We start from the raw sequence: 19,518 nt of genomic DNA, 5'->3' as shown, positions 1-19,518 counted from the left end.
TTCTTGGCTAAAATGATAAATTTGAAGCTATAAAAGTAACAGAATTATGTAATAAGTGAATCAAAAAAACAACCCCAAAAGCAGACATGGTAACCTGATATTTTTCATTCTTTTTTTTATATACCCAATAAGCATAGTTATATAAAAGACCAATTATTGTTGTACCAACTATATAATTGATTCCATATCGATGATTTAATCCAAATATAATTGAAGCTATTAAAATGATAAGGTAATCGCGATTTTTAATGTGAGGAATCCAACTCAATATCCAAAATAAAAATACTTGAAAAACTACAGTTTCATATATAGGTGCCGCTAATACCCCTAATAAAACTTGAAGAATAAGAGGTGCTTCTGTTATTGGGTTTTGTTGTATTTCAGGTAAGAATAGATCTAATGGTATTACAAATAAAAATGATCCTAATAAAATAAGAAAAATAAAAGAAATTGTAGGCAAAGCAAACATAAATCTATTTATTTTTTTGAGCATATATATTTCTCCTATAATCTTTTATTATATCTATACGAAAAGTAATAAATAATCGAGTCTCTTTTTGTTTGACATGTTTTCGTCTACTATTGATGAAAACCGTTCTGTAATTGAATCCTTGGCTTATATGTAGGTGTAGCGATAAAGTAGGGATATATTAACACTATATTGTTAATATCAAAATATTAAAGAGCTAAGTGAGATATTAAGGTCACACCAATTTTATGATGAATATAATATCAAGCCCGTTAAGGAAATATGCTGTATAGGACACGCTTGTACTGATTATTTTACTATGTGAATATTTAAGTGCATATAGTTTTAGAGGAGTATGTATTTTTGCATTTTTTAATACAAAAGTTTTTTATTAAAAATTTACTTTCTGCGCTACCTCATATGAATTTAAGACAATTAAAGAGTAAAGGCCAAAAGAGTCTAAGTTTAGATTGTACAGGTAAATATTATAATGTTATAGAAAAATAAGGAAAAAAGTTATAAAATAGGAGATTGAATTAAACTTTCAGATTTTATTGTTCTGCAAGATAAAAATAACTAAAGATGAGGCTCTTAAAAATTCTTATCTTTATTTAAAACTAACGATAGTATAAAAAATCCTCGCTGAAGGTACTGCAACAAATCTAATTTGAAAATCTTTAGGAGATAAATATGGAATTTTAAATATTCTTAGTCGTCTATTAAACATTATAGCAATTATTATAGGCAAACCCTTTAATATCATCGATTTAGAAGAAATCAGTACAAATAGAAAAGATGAAGTAGTAGAAGTATTGTGTCTTCCTTTAAATAGATTTCCAGGAGTAGCTGGACATATAAAAGATGCGATCGCAAATGAAAAAAATTGGAACGTTTGGTTGAACGATTAGTATGCTATTTTAAAGTTTAAATTAATAACAGAAAGAAAACCTCTTAATATGTTACTACTTTGTTTTTGTATTGTTGAAAATAAGAAAGGAGAAATCAATGAAAAAATATTGGCATAAGCTATCGTTGCTTCAAAAAAATGTATTACTAACGGTATTAGTAATTCTGACCCTTGTTGGAAGTATGGGAGCGTTAAGTTTTAATATGTTTCAAAATAGTATGATGTCTATATTTGAGAGGCAGTCTTTTGAAACAGGTGATGCGGTATTAAATCAATTAGATCTAGAAATAGTAAGAGATGTAGCAAAAGACCCCACAGCTCAAAGAGTGAATAAAGAAAAATTGACAGAGCAATTAGATAAAGCTATAAAAGATATGAAAAGTGTTGGGCAAACATATGTTACTGGAGCCAAGCTAAATGATAAAGCTGAATTACAAATAGTAGCTTTGGATACAGAATTAGCAAATACTGTTTCTGTAAAACCAGGTGAATACTATGAGCAGCCTACTTATTGGATAAAAACATATGATAAAGTAAAACAAACAAAACAGGCACAAATGACAGAAGTGTATGAAGATGAATTAGGGTTCTGGGTAACAATTTTAGAGCCAGTTACAGATGAAAATAAAAATATAATTGCAATTGTTGCAGCGGATTTGGACGCTTCTATTATTCCAATTACAAAGAAAAACTTTATGATACAAGGTTTACTATTTATTATAATTTCATTAACAATCGCAATTACAATGCAAATATTTATCTCACGAAACTCCATATCGCCTTTAAAGGATTTACAAGAAGGGTTACGTAAAGTTGGTGAAGGGGATTTAAGTATTAAATTGAATGAAAGATCTGATGATATAGGGATAACCAATATCTATTTTAATAACACTATTAAAAAGTTTAATAGGATTATAGATAAAGTAAGGCAGACTGCTGAACAGGTTTCGACATCTTCACAGGAATTGTCGGTAAGTACAAAAGAGAATAGCATAGCCTTTAAAGAAATTGCAAGTGCTATAACAGGATTAAATTTAGGAGCACATTCTCATGAATATGTACTGCAAAAATTTTTAGGAATTGTACAGGAAATGGAAAGTAAGATGAAAGAAATTAAAGGAGCTGCAAAACAAGTTGGGAATGTTTCGGAAGACATAGAACAGCATTCTGTAGAGGGAAAAGATTTGATTAAGCAAATTGTGAATCAAATGAAAAGAATCAAAGATACAGTTCAGGATGTATCTTCTAGTATTTATGCATTAGAAGCACGATCTAAGGAAATTAATGAAATTCTTACTGTAATTACAACCATTTCAAACCAAACAAATTCATTAGCTTTAGATGCTTCTACTGAATCCTCATGTGCTGGAGAGATGGGGGAGGAATTTCCAGGTGTTACGGACGAGGTACGTATATTAGCGGAAAGAACCGAGGCATCTGCAAGGGATATAGCTAAATTAATTGGTGAAACCCAGACTGAAGCAGAGAGAGCTGTAAGATCCATACAGAAGAGTTCAAAGGAAGTAGAATTAGGAATAATACTTGTTCAAAGTAGTGGTGCTTTTTTTGAAAAGATTTCAGAATCTGCACAATCTGTTACAAATCAAATTAAAGCGACTTCGAATCATTCAAGTGACATTCTAAAAGATAATCAAACTATTGTTCAGTTTGTAAATGAATTATCACACATTGCAAATACATATGTGAATAGCAGTAGTAATGTGGAGAAAAGTATGAAAGAGCAAGAACTATATGTACAAGATATTGCAGAGTTAGCAAATTCTTTAAATTGGCTCTCGCAAGAGTTACAGGGGTTAATAGGGGAATTCAAAAATAAGTAGGATAGGGGAAGGTGTAGGTATAGAGTATGACCTATACCTTTATTTATTCCTATATAAGAGATGAAAGCTTAGGTATATATGTAAAATAGCTAAACGAATAACTTTTTGCATATTTTGTTGGAAATAGAGCATGATATTACCAAATTCAACGGAGGTGTTTAAAAAATGCAAATTCGCGAAAATAATAATTCAAACGAAATCTTAATAGCAGCTGCAGCAAGTGCAATTGAACAAATGAAATATGAAATCGCTCAGGAGTTTGGTGTTACACTTGGACCTGATTCAACTGCACGAGCAAATGGTTCAGTAGGTGGAGAGATTACAAAACGTTTAGTTCGTATGGCGCAAGAGCAGCTATCTGGTCAATATAAAATTCACTAAAACTAAAGGTATATCCCATTGAAGGGATATACCTTTTTAATTTGTTTTTAAAGAGGATCGTTACATTTTTTATTATTGGTTAAGTTTAGAAACAGCAAATTTAGCTGTAAAATTCATCTTCTTCATGTACGTAGAATTTACACCTGCTTGAAATTGTACAGAAATATTACCGTCTTTTTGTGCTTTAAATACGCGACCATATGGGGAATTAGCATTGAATGTACCAATTACTTGATTATCAGCATCAAAGACCGTATAAGAAATTGGGAACCCTGAATTTTGCACAAAGACTGTAAGTTCTTCCCCTTTTTTAAGATTAAATGCTTCTTTTTGAGACACTTCATAGGAACTCATAGAGTAGTATTTTGTGACTTCTTGAATTTCTAAATTCGTAGTAGCTGCACTCGCTTTTGATGCCTCAGCCCCTGGTAAGTTCATACCTGATAATACTGCAATTCCTAGTGCCCCTGCTAAAATCAATTTTTTCATACTAGTATTTCCTCCTTTAATATATTGTGAGATTTGAAACGAAAGTGAAAATCTCAATCCCTGAAACCATTATAGTTACAATGAGAACTATTTTCAATGGGAATTGGTATGTAATTTTGCATACACAAAGTAGCGATATAAGGTAATCTATTCAAGTTTTGAAGTCTTCTTAACAGAAGGGAAGGGTAATTTAAAAAAATCATGAATCAGATTGTAAATGAACTTTATATCTTATGTAGAAAGACTAGAAAGTGGGGAATTCATAATTTGAAAACACCAAGGTGGAGTTTTTCTGAATGGAAATGAACAATCCTCTATTAAAAATATTTTTTAACACCAAATATATTAAATTAATCCTCATATAACACATTATTTTTCAGTAAATGTTAAAAACTTTACGCGTATGTAAATTTTTAACATTACTATTTTTCTCAATTGTATAATTTTATTTTCGAATTATACTTAATTCGTAATACCAAAATTAGGAAAGGACCTTTGAGACAGGACATTTATCTTAAATTCTTATTTAGAGGAGTGATTTAAAAAATCAATGAAGGAAATGTATCTCTAGATTAATTAGGAAAAGAATTTGAAGTGTTATTATACTCATCCAAAAATATAATCAGCATTGTTTAAAATACGTGTACATTTAATATATCCACTTTTGAAATTAGTGAGAAAACTGATATTTCGTATGTAAGTAATAATGAAATTGAACGAAAGGACTGATTTATATGAACAAAAGAAAGAGTGGTAGATTACAAAAAACTATAAAGGTGTTTGCGACATCCGCTATTTTAGCAACTACTTTATTTGCCCCTATCATGACAAATAATTTAGCTGTACATGCTGAAACTGCACAAACTGCAACTCAACTTGAACAAAGAGAGTTTGATCTTCCAGGTACAGGAAGTTTTTCGGATGAAGCAAAAAGAGAAAAAAGAGGTGAGCAAAAAAATTATATGCCAACAGGCATTTATGTGAAACCTAATGAACAGGTTACTATTACAGTATCAGGAACGCAAAAGATTAGAGCCATTATTGGGACACATCAATATGATAAAGAATGGGGAAAAGAAATTGACCTTTCTCCCGGCTCTAATACTATTTCTTCACCAAACGGCGGTGTATTAGGGTTAGATAATTTTCAAAGTACAGGAACAGTTAAGGTGCAGGTAACGCAAGGCGGAAGTCCTATTCCTTTCTTTGAATTAGGGAAACACACGAAAGAAGACTGGGTTGCCATGATGAACAAATATCCAGATGCACATGCGGTACAATTGAAATCAGAACGAGCAGTATTAACTGTAACTCGTGATAGTGCCAATAAATATATTGTAAATCAAGATCCTGTGCCACTATTAAATAAATATGATGAAATGATTCGAGCGCAAGACAAGATATCGGGGCTATCTGAAACAGAATCTAATCCTTTACATCGTTCAACTCGTCGTATTTGGACCTTTGTAGAAAACCCTAATGCACAAAACTGGGGCATGTATGCAAGTTGGGATGGTGCCGTCTTTACAACTGCTGGTGAAGCAATCAAAAGTACTTTAAATGTAAATGAGTTTGGATGGGGACAAATGCATGAAGCGGGACATGCAAGACAACAATATCCATGGACGTGGAATGATTTAAGAGGTATGGGTGAAGTAACTGTTAATCTATATTCTTTAGCTGCATTCAAGAAAATATATCCAAATAAACCAACACGTTTAGATACAGAGGGAGATTATAATAGGGCTTTTGCTTATTTAAAACAAACGAATAAAGAATATAAAAATATTGATGACCTGTTTGTAAAACTTGTTATGCTTTGGCAGCTTCATTTGGCATATGGGGATGATTTTTATCCAAATCTTCACAAATTATATCGTGAGATACCAGAGGATCAACTTCCCAAAACAGACGAAGATAAAATACAAGCTTTTATTTACAATACATCGAAAATAGCAAAACAAAATGTACTACCGTTTTTTGATCAGTGGGGATTGAAGGCAACCCAAGAAACGAGACAAAAAGTAGAAGCTTTAAATAACCCGACATTAATTGCACCTATATGGGAAGCAACGGATGCTAAACCTGTTAAACCACTTGCTGTATTATCTAAAAAAATAATGAAGGCAAGTGCAAATAGTGAGGAATCAACGGGTTCAGCTAGTAAGGCGATAGATGGAAAAACAGATACATTTTGGCATAGTAGTTGGACACTAAATCAATATCCATACAATTTAACACTAGAACTTGGCGATACACGTACCATTTCACAATTGGCATATCTTCCAAGGCAGGATGGGTCAGAAAATGGCCGTATTTTAACTTACAATATTTATACGAGTGTAGATGGTGTTAAGTATGACAAAATATCATCAGGAACGTGGGAAAATAATAGTAATAAGAAAAATGCAACATTTGATCCAGTTACTGCAAAATATGTAAAAGTGGAAATAACAAATGGACAGAATGGATTTGCTTCAGCAGCTGAAGTAGATATTCTAACTGATTCTCCATCTGTTAAACCATACGTATTGCCTAAAAATACAATGAAAGCAAGTGCAAATAGTGAGGAATCAAGTGGTTCAGCTAGTAAAGCAATTGATGGAAAAACAGATACATTTTGGCATAGCAGTTGGACACCAAATCAATATCCATACAATTTGACATTGGAACTTGACAAAAATCAAACAATTTCAAAAGTGGATTATCTTCCAAGACAAGATGGATCAGAGAACGGCCGTATTTTAGGGTACAGTATTTATACAAGTGTAGATGGTATTAAATATGAAAAAGCATCATCAGGAACATGGGGAAATAATAGTGATAAGAAAACGGCAACATTTAACCCAGTTACTGCAAAGTATGTAAAAATAGAAGTAACGAATGGACAGAATGGATTTGCTTCAGTAGCTGAAGTAGACATTTGGGGATATTAATCTTTTACAGAAATGGTTGGGGATTATAGCACGTCGCTATTAAGTTAAAAAAGTGTATCCATAAAACAAAAAACGCTATTCTTTTTGTAGAAATATACAGAAAGGATGGCGTTTTGTATAAATCCATCAATTCAGAATGGGTTTCATTTGTTCACTAAAGAACTACAGCGATACCCATCTTCAACAACTTGAATAAGAGATAGGTTTGGTAAAATGTAAAAGTTAGTATAGTGCAAGAGATTTGACGGTCTTATGTATCTGGAATCGTCGAGAAGGAGCAAGCGATTCTGTTACTTGATTATTTAATCAGTTTTATGCAAATACAGCTACACATATGAGTTCAGAAGGAGTTAATCAATGTTTGAACCGATATTCGGATTTATTTCTACAGCGTTTATTATAAAACATTTTAAGGTTGATAAAGTTTTATTATATGGAATTATTAAACAAAAATGATAAATTATATGTTATGATAAAAAGGCAATAAAGTACATCATCCTGACTTTATTGTGTATGTTTAGCCTATGTATGTCGTTTGTATTAAAAATAAGAAGTCTCTTAAAAAGAGACTTCTTATTTTTTGTATGGAGGGGGTATTACAGATGATTGATTACTATCAAATGTTTTTAATTGCTATGGCAGGTATTGCCTTATTTTTTTATATACAACATGCTGGAAAACCAACGAAAAGAAACAAATGGAAGTTTTTAATTGTAGTATTTTTATTTTACCTTTTGAATTATTTATTTCTTAATTTTTATAGATAGATGTAGAGGGGATACGTTTATCATTCTAAAAAATAAAAAAGGAAGGTGTAATCCTTCCTTTCATTATCCAGTATGTCCGTGCGAATATTTAATAATATTTACAGTACCTTGAGTACCTGTTGAAGGACTTGATCCAAAAGTTACTGTAACGACAATTAAAATACCAAGTAAGCTAACCGCTAATTTTTTCATTTTAATGCTCCTTTTTTAAAGTTTTTTTCACTGGCTTTACTAGCTTCATAATAGTAATAGCTGGCTTTTTTATGATTATTTTCTTTGTAAAATTGGGTTGCTAACTTTTCAGTATATTCATTTATATACTCATATAGTTCTTCGCGTTCAAAATAAGAAATTCCTTCTAAAACAGTTTTTTCTATATCAGTAGCACAACTATTTAGATTCATTTTTTCTAAAATCTTAAAGTGATGTATATAACCTTCAATTCCCAATTGAGTAGAAAGCTGTAGGCCTCTTTTTATTAATTCTTGAGCAATTTGATGTTCTCCTAATTTATAATGTTCCCTAGCTTCAATAAAAACAGCTTTATAATCGCTAGGTAGCTTCTGATTAACTTCAGATAAATAACGTAATGCTACCTCGGATAAATTTTGTGTAGCATACATAAATCCTAGATTGTGACGAACAATCAAAATATTGTATTCTAAATTTTCTTTTTGGAATGTATCCATAGCCGAGATAAAGTGTTCCTCAGCTAATTCCCACTCCTTTAAATGAGTACATGCTAATCCATATAGGTTATTACAGAAGGCAACTTTCAATTCATACCCAGGATGTTTTGAAAATATATCTTTCGCCTTCATTACATGATTAATACATAAAATCGATTTATGTGTATGACAATAGAAAATGGCCAACTCATAATGGAATTCAGCATGTTCAATCTCATCAGGAATTGTTTCTAATAGGTATTCAGCTTTATCGTAATGTATTTTTGCAAGGCTATGATTGCCAGTAACATTGGAATGAATGGCTTTAAAGAAGTGATAATAGTATGAAAGGAAATCGTCTGTAGGAGTTTTATAAGCATCACTTTGTTTAAAGCTATCTTTAGAAATACTTAAACTATCAATTAAATATTGATGTCTAAAATCTAGTAGTGAGAAGTATAATAATATCGTTTGATTTTCCTCTATGTTATGGATTTTGTTTTCGATTTCTTGTTTAAGTAATTGAGCGGCGTCTACATGCCTAGCTCTAATTTTTTGATACCATTCATTTAATAAATGAGTTATTTGCTCGTTCCCCTGTATATGAACATTCATTGTTCAATTTCATCCTCTCCAAAGATATTATGCAGCAATTAGTATCATATCAGAAATTTCCTCTATTAAAATCTATTCCAACTCATTTTTCAACATAAAACAGAAAATTCAGAAATAAAAAGGTTGAATGTATATAAACACATCCAGTAGAGAGAAGATATTATTTAGGATAATTTATAATAACTTGAACAGTAAGCATAATAAAAAAATTGTACTTCAAATAGAAGGGGATTATGGGAGCCCCATTAGCTAAATTACTTTTATAAAAGTGTTCGCGGGAAATGAAAAAAATTTAATGAATGAAATACAGAAGAGATTATTTATAAGATAACATGACTTGGCCCTAATGGAGAGAAGGTTAAAATCGTTCGAATATATATAATTTGCATATTACTTACACAAAGCGATAAAACAAATAGTAAATAATAATTTATAGGTTGTATGTACAGTCGAAAATTATGTCGATTGTGGAAGAGAAACACATGAAGTTTTTTTGAGGTTTGTTTAGGTTAATTAATACTTGAAAAAAGGAACAGCTAGCAAAAGCTAACTGCTCTATTCATGGAAATAGGATTATATACAGTATTGAAGGAACATTTATTTTAAATTCAATTTATCTAAAGTAAACATTTCAACTGAAATAAAGGCTGGACCTAATACAGAACCTAACTAACCTAATACATTAAAAGAGGTATATGTTAAGTTTTATAATTTAGAAGATAGCAAACGTCAAAATACCAAATACTAAGCATCCAAAATGTTTGTAAAGATTTAATCGTTTTTCTATAATCAATTACAAGCTTTTTTTGCTGTTTGTATGATTACATTCACTAACTGGTTTAGTAGCATGTCCTTGTTTATCTGTACACCAAGATTGAGATTGAAATGCTAGAAACATACCTACCCATCTCTTTTCTTCTTCAAATTGAATAAGGATGCCGCCATCTTGCCAAATTCCATCGTCACCTTTCCAATTAGAGCTATTGCCTTGATTCATATGAATATCATGAATACCTCTACCTGGTGAAAAACCAAAATATTTATCCTTATTTTTTTCATTTTTGAATTTTTCCCCGTAAGCGTATACAGTAGCATTCTTCTCTTTAGCTTCATTAATATATCGATTCACTTTCTCATTTAAATCATTATCTGGTCCATTTTCTGTTGCAGGAAGGGGAATCATTTTTGGTGGATCAAACAGGTTACCACGAACATAATCTAATGCAATGTCTTGGTTATCGTTGGTGACTTGTGTAAATCCTTCTTCTAATGTTGGAATAATTGTGATTTGTTCTGAGTTGAAATCTTCACTTACATAGTATAAAACCTCTGAAGGACTATCTTGAGAGGCAACGTTGATGGCAATTCGATAATCATTACCAGCAGCTTTAATATGTACTTCGTAATGAGGAGTACGATCCTTTAAATTTACGGGTCTCACATCAAAAACTTTACCTTTTAATACTCCATATTTAAATAAGGGCATGACTATTAAAACCTCCAGTTTAATTTAATATCGTTGCAAAGTTATAATTTGTTAATGATATCTATTTTATGTATTAATTGAGAGTGATTTTAAATTGGTAGTTTATGAAAATATTCTTATATACCTATAAATGTTTCCTATGTATAGTTTAGTTTTTTAGATAAATAATACATTTGATTTGTGTTTTATTATATAAAAAGGAGATGATTTATATGGATATCGGTAAAATAAATGTAGAAGAATTACAAAGAAAGCTAGCTGAGGCTAATGCAACCTGGGAAGCAGAAGAAACACATTTATCATTACTTACAAGTCAAGAACAACAAAATTGGTTGGGGCTTACACCTCCAACAAATGCACCAAGTATTACGGAAATTGAACAAAAAATACCTTCCATTTTAGAATCCATCCAAACTGAGACTTTAGGAGCAGCAAATTTACCTCCTGTCTTTGACTTGCGAAATATAAATGGGAAAAATTTTGTAACATCAATAAAAAATCAAAAAGATTGTGGCTCATGCGTTTCTTTTGGAACAATAGCCACTGTAGAAGCGAGCTTACGCATGCAACACAATGATCCAAATCTTCAAGTCGATTTTAGTGAGGCTCATTTGTTTTTCTGTCATGGACAAGCTGAAGGTAGAAATTGTAGTACTGGATGGTGGCCTCAAAGTGCGTATGAGGCTTTAAAAACCAAAGGAGTTGTTGATGAATCTTGCTATCCATATGATGAAGGGCTAACAAAAAAAGATTGTAGTGGATTATGTACGGATTCAAATAATCGCCTTACAAAAATTAAAAATTATACAGAATTGACAGGGAACCCTGCAAAAATTAAGGAGTGGTTATCTACTAAAGGACCAGTAAGCGCAGCTATAATTGTTTACCAAGATTTTTTAAGTTATAGAAAAGGCGTATACAAACATGTCACAGGTAATCAGGTTGGAGGACATTGTATATCGATAGTTGGCTATGATGATAGCCAAGGCTGCTGGATCTGTAAAAATAGTTGGAACAACACTTGGGGCGAACAAGGTTTCTTCCGTATAGCATATGGAGAATGTGGAATAGATCATTGGTGTAACCATGGTGTGGATACTATTTAAGACCTTTATATTACGAGGAGAATACTTATAAATAGTTAAATGCAGCTATATTGGATTATTTTTGTGTCAATTGAAGTGAGAAAGTATTATACAAGTACGTTTTTAGTCATAGGATAATTATAATACATTTAAGTTATATACATCCATCCAAAACGTATCTTAGTTATTATTGAGGATGGATGTATATAGCAAGGAGGTGCTGAATTATGATATTAACCAAACAAGATTCTGGACGTACTGTTACTATGAGTATAGGAGATATTTTTTCTATACAATTAAAGGAAAATCCAACAACAGGATATCGATGGGCATTAGAAGAAATAGAAGGTATTGAATTAGTACAAGATGATTTTAAGTTAAGTAATAATGGTATTGGTTCATCTGGTTTAAGAATTTTTCAACTTCGTACCACAAAGGATGGGGTATATGAGATTTATATAAAAAATTGGCAAGAATGGTCAGGGGAAGCCTCAATTGTTGATCGGTTTTATATTACAATTCATGTATCTTAAGTATATATGAATTTTATATTTTTATATTGAATTGTGTTTCAATCACTTATGTTAATCAGTATAATTTTTTATTTAGTATCGAAAATAAACTGTCAAAAATGTCGGTCTCATTCGAATTCTTTCACTACATAATACTGTCAGTACTTGTCTCAACAATCTTGTAGCTTTTAACGTTTATTATTCTGTAGGCTCATTAAAACGTAATTAATATAAAACTGATACCCCTCGTTATGAAAAGGAGAAATCATCTTCATTGTACAACTCTATAACAAATTTATTTCGAAAGAAATAAGTGTCGCTAACAACCGCTGTTATATCATGAATATTACGTATTACATTGTTAAATTTTGCATAGAGAACAGGAACAGTTCCAGTTCTCTATATGATGTAAATATTACTTTCCATTGGGATAAGATGAGATCTTTGTTTATTAATTCAATGGTTTGTTTAAGTACAACTTTATACCAATTGATTCGTACTCAACATTCAAAAGGGTGAGATTTAATAATTAGTATATTGCTGTTCCTCTTTAAGGAAATAATTCTATAGTTTCAGCACCTAACACGTGGGGAAATTCTTTATATAGCACCATGATTGGGTTTATGCTTTTTTCTATTTGTTATAAGAAGTTCTAAAAATCTTTCACACCTGTAAGTTTTATTTATCTTTTTACCTACCATAAGATAGATGGAAATATATACAAAGATCATTGTAAATAGATAAAACTCATTTATTTCTAGACTAATCTATTCTGGATCCACAGGTATATTAGTAGTCTATAAAGCTAAAGGTTAGATATAGAAAGGGGAGTCATATCTCAATGCTTCAAATGAAAGTATTACATTGAAGATATGGAGTACAATGATTAACTATTTAAAAGCGGAAAAGGAGAAAGGTGAACGATAGGAAAAAGTATGATATATAATATTGATAATAACAACCTTATTATGTAATATATAGTTATATTGTTAGTTTATTTGATTCCGTTTATTCCCACACCTTATGTGTTGTGGTAGAGGTGTAGAAACAAGTTTTGTTCTTGTTTTGATTTTGAAAGGGCTTCTTTGAGCCGATTAGTGTATATAGCTTATTTTGCTATGCACAATTAATCGACTTAAAGAAGTCCTTTTTTTGTTTAAGTGGATATATGTAGAAGACATTGAGTCAGAGAGAAAAATCGTTGTTTAGAAGGAATGTGTAAAAAAAAGAAATAAAGGATAGAACATCTAACAAAAAGAGTTATATGAAATTATAGTAAGTTAAATCTCTTATAGAGATTTCAAAATACCGAAGTAATAAGCGTAGTTAAAGGGGAAGGTCTCAAATTTTTAAAGGGACACAATAATGCATCTATAGAAGAGGAGAATAAAAATTGAAACCAACTAGAGAAAAGTACGTAATTAATGGGGAGTATACAATAGAACGTAAGCTTTTACATAATGAAATCATTAAATTATTTCTAAATGATCAACCGCAGCAAGAGCAAGAACCTGAAGCTATATTACTTGGTGGTGGTTCTGCTGCTGGAAAAAGCTCAATTGGAGAGTTAGTAAGTAAGGGATATAAACATCAGAAACAAAATATGGTTTGGATAGATCCTGATAAGATCAAAGAAAAAATACCAGAATATCAAGAGTTAATAGAATCTGAAAATATTGAGTTAATGAAACAAGCAGCTTTTTTAGTTCATGATGAAAGTAGTGATATTACCATGAAACTTTTAAAAATCTGCATGAAAAGAAAAATAAACTTTATGTACGATGGTACAATGAAAAATGAAGTAAAATACAAAAAGTTAATTCAACAATTAAGACTAGCAAGTTTTAGCATTAAAGCAATTATTGTAGATGTCCCAATAAAAGTTGCCTTAGAGCGATCTAATTTGCGTTTTAAAGTAACAGGAAGATTGGTACCCGAATATATAATTAAAGAAAGTCATATGAAAGTAGCGATTACATTTTCTAAAATTAAGGATTTAATAGATTGCTATACTTTATATGATAATACCGGGAAGGAACCAGAAGTTTTTGCTTTTAAAGAATCAAAACGAGTAAAAGAAATTATTGTAGATGAATCTCGAAATAATCAATTTATTGAGAAATCAGCTCTTGTTTTTTAGTGAATATATATCGTATAAATTTTATAACATAATTAATAGATTTTTTCCTGACAATTTATTATATTATTGATATAATAAATACAGGAGGCGATATAAATGGAATTTAAAGACCTTATGAATTATATTGAAGAAAATAAAGAAGAACATTTTCATGATTTAATCGCTAAAAATGAACGGGAAATTGCAAAAAAAGAAGAAGAAGAGAAATAAATAATTTTAAATAGAAGAGTTGGCCTTTTGGGTCAACTCTTTTGTTGTTATAAATGGTTATAAAATTGAATTTCTCAATTGTTGAGTAAAAGGAATTGCAGAATTTTTCTGTAGAAAAGGTTGTTTGGTATTGAAAATGAAACAGACAATTTGCTAATCATAGGAGAGTTTTTTAGTATTATATTAAATAGAAAACAGCGTAATGAGTTAACGCTTTAGGAGAGAGTATATGAATCATTTTATTGTTATGCAGGGGCATACATATCAAGAGGAAAAAGGATTAGAAATTATTTGGTCACCTAAAAAGGATAGAGGCGGTAATGTACCACATTCATGGAAAAGAATGATGGATGTAAAAGAGGGGGATCGAATCTTTCATTATGTAAAAGGGAATATTGTAGCAGTTAGTATAGCTGAAGAGGATTGTAAGGAATCGAATAAACCATCGATTATGAAAAGCCATGATCAATGGAATGATGAAGGCTATTTGGTATCTTTAAAATTTCATGAGTTAGAAAAACCAATTAATATACGTGAGAAATTTGAAGAGATATCGCACCTGTTGCCAATTAAATATTCACCTTTTCAATCAGATGCAAATGGAAACCAAGGTTATTTATATCCATGTAATGAAGAATTAGCCCTTAAATTAATGGAACTAATTGGTGATTCAAACATTTATAAAATAAATGATGAGCAATTAGAGTTAGCAGTTGATCCGGTAAGAAGGACAGAAAATAACACATTAATTCCAGTTATAGCTGAGACGGAATCCGAAGTAAAAGCAAAAATCCGAATTGGACAGCAAAAATTTAGAGAGGAATTAATTGAGATTTGGAGCGGAAAATGTGCATTATGCGGAATAGATTTACCAGAATTGTTAAGAGCAAGTCATTCTAAGCCATGGAAAGATAGTACAAGTATGGAACGCTTAGATCCGCATAACGGTGTACTACTGTGCTGTAATCATGATGCTCTTTATGATAAAGGATTTATCACATTTGATGGACAGGGACGACTGCATATTTCCTCATTAATAGTGGAAACAGATTATTTGAAATTGGGATTAATACCAAAAGCTAAGATAGGAATTCAACCGGAAAATAAATTATACTTTAAGTGGCATAAGAGGAATATTTTTAAAGTAAAATAGTATAATTTTCAACTTCAAGGACAGGAAGAACATAAGAGAGACGAATTGGGTTATCCAGTAAAGGGGAATGGTACATGTATAACTGTAATCAATGTGGAACAGAAATGATTATGCAATTACAAGATAGATATAGAGAATATTGTCCCAAATGTGAAGAGCTTAAACCAAATAACTTGGTATACTATAATCTATATGAATTACTAGATTATATGGAAGCTAATCACTACATGAGTAAGGAAAATATGTTACATAATTTTTTGAAATGGGAGTTTGATTTAACGAAAGGGAATATATTCAAGTTATATCTAGCCATAGATAAATATGATCAATTGAATGATGAGGATTTTACAAGAAAATTAGAGGACTATATGAAGGGTATTCGATTAAAATTAAATGTTAAATATGAAGATGATTATATCTGGATCAAGGTTAATTAGAGGGAATTATAGATGTAATGAATTTGTTTTAAAGAGATAGTAAGTGATTGAGAGGAGATTAATAATGATGGAAGATTTGCAAAAGGTAGTAATAAAATTTCGAGATGAGAGAAATTGGGGGCAGTTTCATAATGCGAAGGATCTAGCAATTTCCTTAAATTTAGAAGCATCAGAGTTGCTTGAGACTTTTCAATGGAAGTCTAGTGAAGAAGCAACAGAGACGAAAATGCAGGAAATAAAAGAAGAAATGGCCGATGTAATGATTTACTTACTTATGTTAAGTGATAAATTAAATATTGATCTAGAAGAAGTAGTACATGCTAAGTTGGAAAAGAATGCAGAGAAATATCCTGTAGAAAAAGCATTTGGAAGTAATAAAAAATATAACGAACTGTAAAGCGAAAATCGTTTTACAGTTTTTTGAAATGGTTATGAGAAAGCAGATGGTTGAGATCATGATTTGGATGTATGGATTGTATTTCAAAAGTATGAAATACACACATCCTTAAGTATTCTTAAAATTAAAAAGTAGGGAGTTATTCAAATGCTATCATTTGCGGCAAAATTATCTTCATTTTACATAATTAAAAAGAAGCGAAAAGAGTTTGAGCAATGTTGTATCAGAGATCCTAAAATAGATGGAATACCAGTAGTCTATATTCAACGGGATAAGAAGAATTTGTATGTAGGTAAGTCTACAGATATATATGAGCGTTTTGTTGCACATATAAGTGATGAAGCTAAAACATTCAATGAAGTGATTGTAATAAAAAGTGAATTATTTAATGAAAGTTCAATTAAGCATATTGAAACATTGTTAATTGAATATTTATTAGCAGATGAAAAATTTAACTTACTGAATAAAGTCAGAGGACAAAAAATTCATTTCTATAATGGAATTGAAAATGTTGAAAATATGTTTGCAGGAATTTGGGAGCATTTAATGAAAGAAGGGGTAGCTAGTGAGAATTTAGGTGAGATACATAATAAATTTATTTATAAATACTCACCATTTAAAGAGCTATCGGCAAACCAAATTGAAGTTTGCAAAGACATTTTTAATACGATGCTTACTACATCAAATAGTAGACATTTGATTACAGGGGACCCGGGGACCGGTAAAACAATTGTATTAACAAACATCTTATATGCGCTAGCTTATGACAGTGAAACTGGTAAAGCGAGAGAGGGATTGAATTATGAGGATATAGCACTTGTTGTTCCACAAAATCACTCATTAAATTTATATAAGAGCTTAATGAACAAACTAGGTCTACAAAGTATTACAGTACTTTCACCTTCACAATTTATTAAGCAGGCAAAAAGTAGGGACACAAAATATAAATATGTTTTTGTGGACGAAGCCCATCGTCTGAAACAATATTTTGGTAAACAAGCACGTGATTTAAAACATTTAGTCACCGATAATGGTTATACAACTGAGTTGGAGTTAATAGAAACATTTGCGTATCATTTAACAATAGTTTATGATCCACACCAAACAATTCGACCAGCAGATATAGATACAGATGTATTCCAGCAGTTGACAGCGAATTATAAGAGGCATCCCTTACATAAACAATTCCGTTTGAAATCTGGAGATCAATATTTAGCATGGCTTCGTAAATATTTACAAATAGCAAATAATGTTGGAGTGTATGAAGAAGGGTTATTGCGGGGTTATGACTTTAAGGTAATGGACTCTATTACAGAGTTGAATCAATCTATGAAAGCGTTAAATGAAAAACATGAATTATGTCGTGTAGTCGCAGGTTATTCTTGGAAATGGATTACACAGAAGGACAAAAATCATTATGATATAAAAGATCCTGTTACAGGCGATACATTCAGATGGAACTCAAAGGTAAAAGGTTGGATTAACTTTGAGAATAGTATAGAGGAAATAGGATGTATACATACTACCCAAGGTGCGGATTTAAATTATGTGGGTGTGATTTTAGGAGCTGAAATTGATTGTGATTACGCAGGTGAAGAAAATGGAGACTATGATTTAAATAAAGCTAAGATTGTGGTGAATCCAAAAGAATATAAAGATCGAAATGGTCTTCCAATTAAGGGAACAGATATAAATAATGAGGAGTTAACATCCTATATTAAACGTATTTATTACGTGCTATTATCTCGCGGGATAAATGGATGTTACGTTCATGCAGTAAATCAAAATATGCAGAGATATCTAAAAGAGATAGTAAGAATAAGTCATTAATTATGAAAAGAAGTTACTATAATTAGAGTAACTTCTTTTTATTTAATAAAATGAAAGAGTATATAGGTATTAAGTTCTAATAGTAAGGTTATGTTTTATTGTTAAACAAATACCGATAAGGGTATAGGAACATAGTACGAATTAGAAAGTGTATGGAATGAGGAGTATAAACACTGTTAACATGATGAAAATGTGCATATTAAATAGGAAGTGATGTAAATTGATACCTTATGTGGTAAAATATTATAAGTGATTAAGTTCTATGAAGTGAAATTTATGCTCTGGACCTTTAGCTCAGCTGGTTAGAGCAAACGGCTCATAACCGTTCGGTCGTAGGTTCGAGTCCTACAAGGTCCACTTATAATAACAAGGAGAAAGCACTCAAATGAGTGCTTTCTCCTTGTTATTATAAGTAAATAAATAAGAAAAGGGGATTTTAACATGAAAATAATTGACTTAGAAGCAGTAAGAAAAAAGAAAGAAGAATTAATGGTAACTATTCCAATGATAAAACTTGCATACGGGGAAAAAGGGGAAATTGAATTTAAAATAGTGGGAAAAAAAGTTGTTCCACAATCCATGTTAGAGAATTGAAATACTTCTACTTATAATAGGCTGTAAGGTCGCTAAATGGAAATATTTCAATAAAATTTCAAACCTCTAACGAGGATGGTTTAATTTACATTAAAAAAGCAATATTTATATTTGAACTACAAAAATACGAAATCACTAATAAAACATCGGTAGTTTCATATTTTACTTTTAGTATTTAGATAGGATATGTGAAATCTAGTTTTATAGTCTGAACATTCAGTTTGAAATTGATAAAAATATTTTAATATTTTAATATATTAATTGATTATGTAAAGTTGGAATAAATATGGAAAGGAGATGTATTTTATGTCAATTTATAAAAAAATAGGAATGAGTGTACTTTCGACGACAATGCTATTATCCTTATCACTTGTATTAGGAGAAAGAGCATAAGCTGCAACTGATGTTTCAGTAACTTATTATAAAGAGTGGGAACCAAATAATACTTTGAAAACTGCTGATGATATTGGTTTAGACGGTATGGTTTTAGGTAGAAGATATCTCTAATAATTGTTTAATTGTTAGAGGTGTATAAAATCTAGAAATTTAGACGAGTTATGTTTTAAGCTGAGTAAAAATAAAGGGATGCCCTAGATATAGT

18 protein-coding genes and 1 tRNA gene are annotated in these 19,518 nt (G+C 30.8%); 13 read left to right on the top strand and 6 right to left on the bottom strand.

Going from position 1 to position 19,518, the window contains the following annotated elements; all coding sequences use genetic code 11:
* Positions 1-7: 7 nt before the first annotated feature.
* Positions 8-493, bottom strand: coding sequence for a CPBP family intramembrane glutamic endopeptidase (locus N2V92_RS00300; protein WP_098506539.1), 486 nt, complete (start codon positions 491-493; stop codon positions 8-10).
* A 981-nt stretch (positions 494-1,474) separates the two neighbouring features.
* Between N2V92_RS00300 and N2V92_RS00295 the strand changes: the two genes are divergently transcribed.
* On the top strand, positions 1,475-3,217 hold the full coding sequence (locus tag N2V92_RS00295) for a methyl-accepting chemotaxis protein (RefSeq protein WP_098506540.1): 1,743 nt from the start codon (positions 1,475-1,477) through the stop codon (positions 3,215-3,217).
* 165 nt (positions 3,218-3,382) lie between these two features.
* Positions 3,383-3,598 carry an alpha/beta-type small acid-soluble spore protein gene (locus N2V92_RS00290; protein WP_001167047.1) on the top strand — a complete coding sequence of 72 codons (216 nt, stop codon included), beginning with the start codon at positions 3,383-3,385 and terminating at the stop codon, positions 3,596-3,598.
* Positions 3,599-3,670: 72 nt separating this feature from the next.
* Here the strand turns inward: N2V92_RS00290 and N2V92_RS00285 are convergent, their stop codons facing one another.
* Positions 3,671-4,087, bottom strand: a complete 417-nt coding sequence (locus tag N2V92_RS00285) for a hypothetical protein (RefSeq protein ID WP_074790498.1) — start codon at positions 4,085-4,087, stop codon at positions 3,671-3,673.
* 734 nt (positions 4,088-4,821) lie between these two features.
* Here N2V92_RS00285 and N2V92_RS00280 point away from each other — a divergent pair.
* Both N2V92_RS00280 and N2V92_RS00275 read left to right on the top strand, forming a co-directional pair.
* On the top strand, positions 4,822-7,023 hold the full coding sequence (locus tag N2V92_RS00280; RefSeq protein ID WP_098506541.1) for a discoidin domain-containing protein: 2,202 nt from the start codon (positions 4,822-4,824) through the stop codon (positions 7,021-7,023).
* Between the two features lie 602 nt (positions 7,024-7,625).
* Positions 7,626-7,790: a hypothetical protein gene (locus N2V92_RS00275; protein WP_016078262.1), complete on the top strand. Its 165-nt coding sequence runs from the start codon at positions 7,626-7,628 to the stop codon at positions 7,788-7,790.
* Positions 7,791-7,853: 63 nt separating this feature from the next.
* Here the strand turns inward: N2V92_RS00275 and N2V92_RS00270 are convergent, their stop codons facing one another.
* The 3 genes from N2V92_RS00270 to N2V92_RS00260 all read right to left on the bottom strand — a co-directional run bounded on the left by N2V92_RS00270 (position 7,854) and on the right by N2V92_RS00260 (position 10,559).
* A complete protein-coding gene (locus N2V92_RS00270) occupies positions 7,854-7,982 on the bottom strand; it encodes a hypothetical protein (RefSeq protein ID WP_016078263.1) in 129 nt (42 codons plus the stop codon).
* Positions 7,979-9,073 carry a Rap family tetratricopeptide repeat protein gene (locus N2V92_RS00265; protein ID WP_098506542.1) on the bottom strand — a complete coding sequence of 365 codons (1,095 nt, stop codon included), beginning with the start codon at positions 9,071-9,073 and terminating at the stop codon, positions 7,979-7,981. Before N2V92_RS00265 ends, N2V92_RS00270 begins: the two co-directional genes overlap by 4 nt.
* A gap of 793 nt (positions 9,074-9,866) precedes the next feature.
* Positions 9,867-10,559 (bottom strand): YukJ family protein, encoded by a 693-nt coding sequence (locus N2V92_RS00260; RefSeq protein ID WP_170264947.1) that lies wholly within the window; start codon positions 10,557-10,559, stop codon positions 9,867-9,869.
* A gap of 212 nt (positions 10,560-10,771) precedes the next feature.
* Between N2V92_RS00260 and N2V92_RS00255 the strand changes: the two genes are divergently transcribed.
* Positions 10,772-11,665: a C1 family peptidase gene (locus N2V92_RS00255; protein WP_001988449.1), complete on the top strand. Its 894-nt coding sequence runs from the start codon at positions 10,772-10,774 to the stop codon at positions 11,663-11,665.
* A 206-nt stretch (positions 11,666-11,871) separates the two neighbouring features.
* On the top strand, positions 11,872-12,177 hold the full coding sequence (locus N2V92_RS00250) for a protease inhibitor I42 family protein (RefSeq protein WP_000604089.1): 306 nt from the start codon (positions 11,872-11,874) through the stop codon (positions 12,175-12,177).
* A gap of 228 nt (positions 12,178-12,405) precedes the next feature.
* Here the strand turns inward: N2V92_RS00250 and N2V92_RS29930 are convergent, their stop codons facing one another.
* The gene (locus N2V92_RS29930) at positions 12,406-12,492 is read right to left on the bottom strand and encodes a hypothetical protein (protein ID WP_422109908.1); all 87 of its coding nucleotides are present in this window, start codon (positions 12,490-12,492) and stop codon (positions 12,406-12,408) included.
* 1,057 nt (positions 12,493-13,549) lie between these two features.
* On the opposite strand from N2V92_RS29930, the gene N2V92_RS00245 reads away from it, so the two are divergent.
* From N2V92_RS00245 to N2V92_RS00215, 7 genes are all read left to right on the top strand, one after another.
* Entirely contained in the window at positions 13,550-14,296 is a 747-nt protein-coding gene (locus tag N2V92_RS00245; RefSeq protein ID WP_170264948.1) for a zeta toxin family protein, read from the top strand.
* 439 nt (positions 14,297-14,735) lie between these two features.
* On the top strand, positions 14,736-15,659 hold the full coding sequence (locus N2V92_RS00240; RefSeq protein ID WP_170264949.1) for an HNH endonuclease: 924 nt from the start codon (positions 14,736-14,738) through the stop codon (positions 15,657-15,659).
* 74 nt (positions 15,660-15,733) lie between these two features.
* Positions 15,734-16,096: a hypothetical protein gene (locus N2V92_RS00235; protein ID WP_000282135.1), complete on the top strand. Its 363-nt coding sequence runs from the start codon at positions 15,734-15,736 to the stop codon at positions 16,094-16,096.
* 67 nt (positions 16,097-16,163) lie between these two features.
* Positions 16,164-16,493: a nucleotide pyrophosphohydrolase gene (locus tag N2V92_RS00230; RefSeq protein WP_078994335.1), complete on the top strand. Its 330-nt coding sequence runs from the start codon at positions 16,164-16,166 to the stop codon at positions 16,491-16,493.
* Positions 16,494-16,640: 147 nt separating this feature from the next.
* Positions 16,641-18,323, top strand: a complete 1,683-nt coding sequence (locus N2V92_RS00225; protein ID WP_170264950.1) for a DUF2075 domain-containing protein — start codon at positions 16,641-16,643, stop codon at positions 18,321-18,323.
* A gap of 283 nt (positions 18,324-18,606) precedes the next feature.
* A tRNA-Ile gene (locus N2V92_RS00220) sits at positions 18,607-18,680 on the top strand.
* Positions 18,681-18,764: 84 nt separating this feature from the next.
* Positions 18,765-18,917, top strand: coding sequence for a hypothetical protein (locus N2V92_RS00215; protein WP_016078268.1), 153 nt, complete (start codon positions 18,765-18,767; stop codon positions 18,915-18,917).
* The last annotated feature ends 601 nt before the right edge of the window (positions 18,918-19,518 follow it).

The organism is Bacillus sp. CH_48, assembly GCF_038008465.1.
GTDB classification, from domain to species: domain Bacteria; phylum Bacillota; class Bacilli; order Bacillales; family Bacillaceae_G; genus Bacillus_A; species Bacillus_A thuringiensis_S.
Note: the sequence above shows the minus strand (reverse complement) of the source record. Positions and strands in the feature narration are given on the sequence as shown.

Excerpts from the sequence above, each read along its gene's own strand:
- N2V92_RS00295 (WP_098506540.1), top strand. The coding sequence starts at position 1,475 with ATGAAAAAATATTGGCATAAGCTATCGTTGCTTCAAAAAAATGTATTA.
- N2V92_RS00260 (WP_170264947.1), bottom strand. The coding sequence starts at position 10,559 with ATGCCCTTATTTAAATATGGAGTATTAAAAGGTAAAGTTTTTGATGTG.
- N2V92_RS00275 (WP_016078262.1), top strand. The coding sequence starts at position 7,626 with ATGATTGATTACTATCAAATGTTTTTAATTGCTATGGCAGGTATTGCC.
- N2V92_RS00225 (WP_170264950.1), top strand. The coding sequence starts at position 16,641 with ATGCTATCATTTGCGGCAAAATTATCTTCATTTTACATAATTAAAAAG.
- N2V92_RS00300 (WP_098506539.1), bottom strand. The coding sequence starts at position 493 with ATGCTCAAAAAAATAAATAGATTTATGTTTGCTTTGCCTACAATTTCT.
- N2V92_RS00240 (WP_170264949.1), top strand. The coding sequence starts at position 14,736 with ATGAATCATTTTATTGTTATGCAGGGGCATACATATCAAGAGGAAAAA.
- N2V92_RS00285 (WP_074790498.1), bottom strand. The coding sequence starts at position 4,087 with ATGAAAAAATTGATTTTAGCAGGGGCACTAGGAATTGCAGTATTATCA.
- N2V92_RS00215 (WP_016078268.1), top strand. The coding sequence starts at position 18,765 with ATGAAAATAATTGACTTAGAAGCAGTAAGAAAAAAGAAAGAAGAATTA.
- N2V92_RS00290 (WP_001167047.1), top strand. The coding sequence starts at position 3,383 with ATGCAAATTCGCGAAAATAATAATTCAAACGAAATCTTAATAGCAGCT.
- N2V92_RS00265 (WP_098506542.1), bottom strand. The coding sequence starts at position 9,073 with ATGAATGTTCATATACAGGGGAACGAGCAAATAACTCATTTATTAAAT.
- N2V92_RS00250 (WP_000604089.1), top strand. The coding sequence starts at position 11,872 with ATGATATTAACCAAACAAGATTCTGGACGTACTGTTACTATGAGTATA.
- N2V92_RS00270 (WP_016078263.1), bottom strand. The coding sequence starts at position 7,982 with ATGAAAAAATTAGCGGTTAGCTTACTTGGTATTTTAATTGTCGTTACA.
- N2V92_RS00280 (WP_098506541.1), top strand. The coding sequence starts at position 4,822 with ATGAACAAAAGAAAGAGTGGTAGATTACAAAAAACTATAAAGGTGTTT.
- N2V92_RS00230 (WP_078994335.1), top strand. The coding sequence starts at position 16,164 with ATGGAAGATTTGCAAAAGGTAGTAATAAAATTTCGAGATGAGAGAAAT.
- N2V92_RS00255 (WP_001988449.1), top strand. The coding sequence starts at position 10,772 with ATGGATATCGGTAAAATAAATGTAGAAGAATTACAAAGAAAGCTAGCT.
- N2V92_RS00235 (WP_000282135.1), top strand. The coding sequence starts at position 15,734 with ATGTATAACTGTAATCAATGTGGAACAGAAATGATTATGCAATTACAA.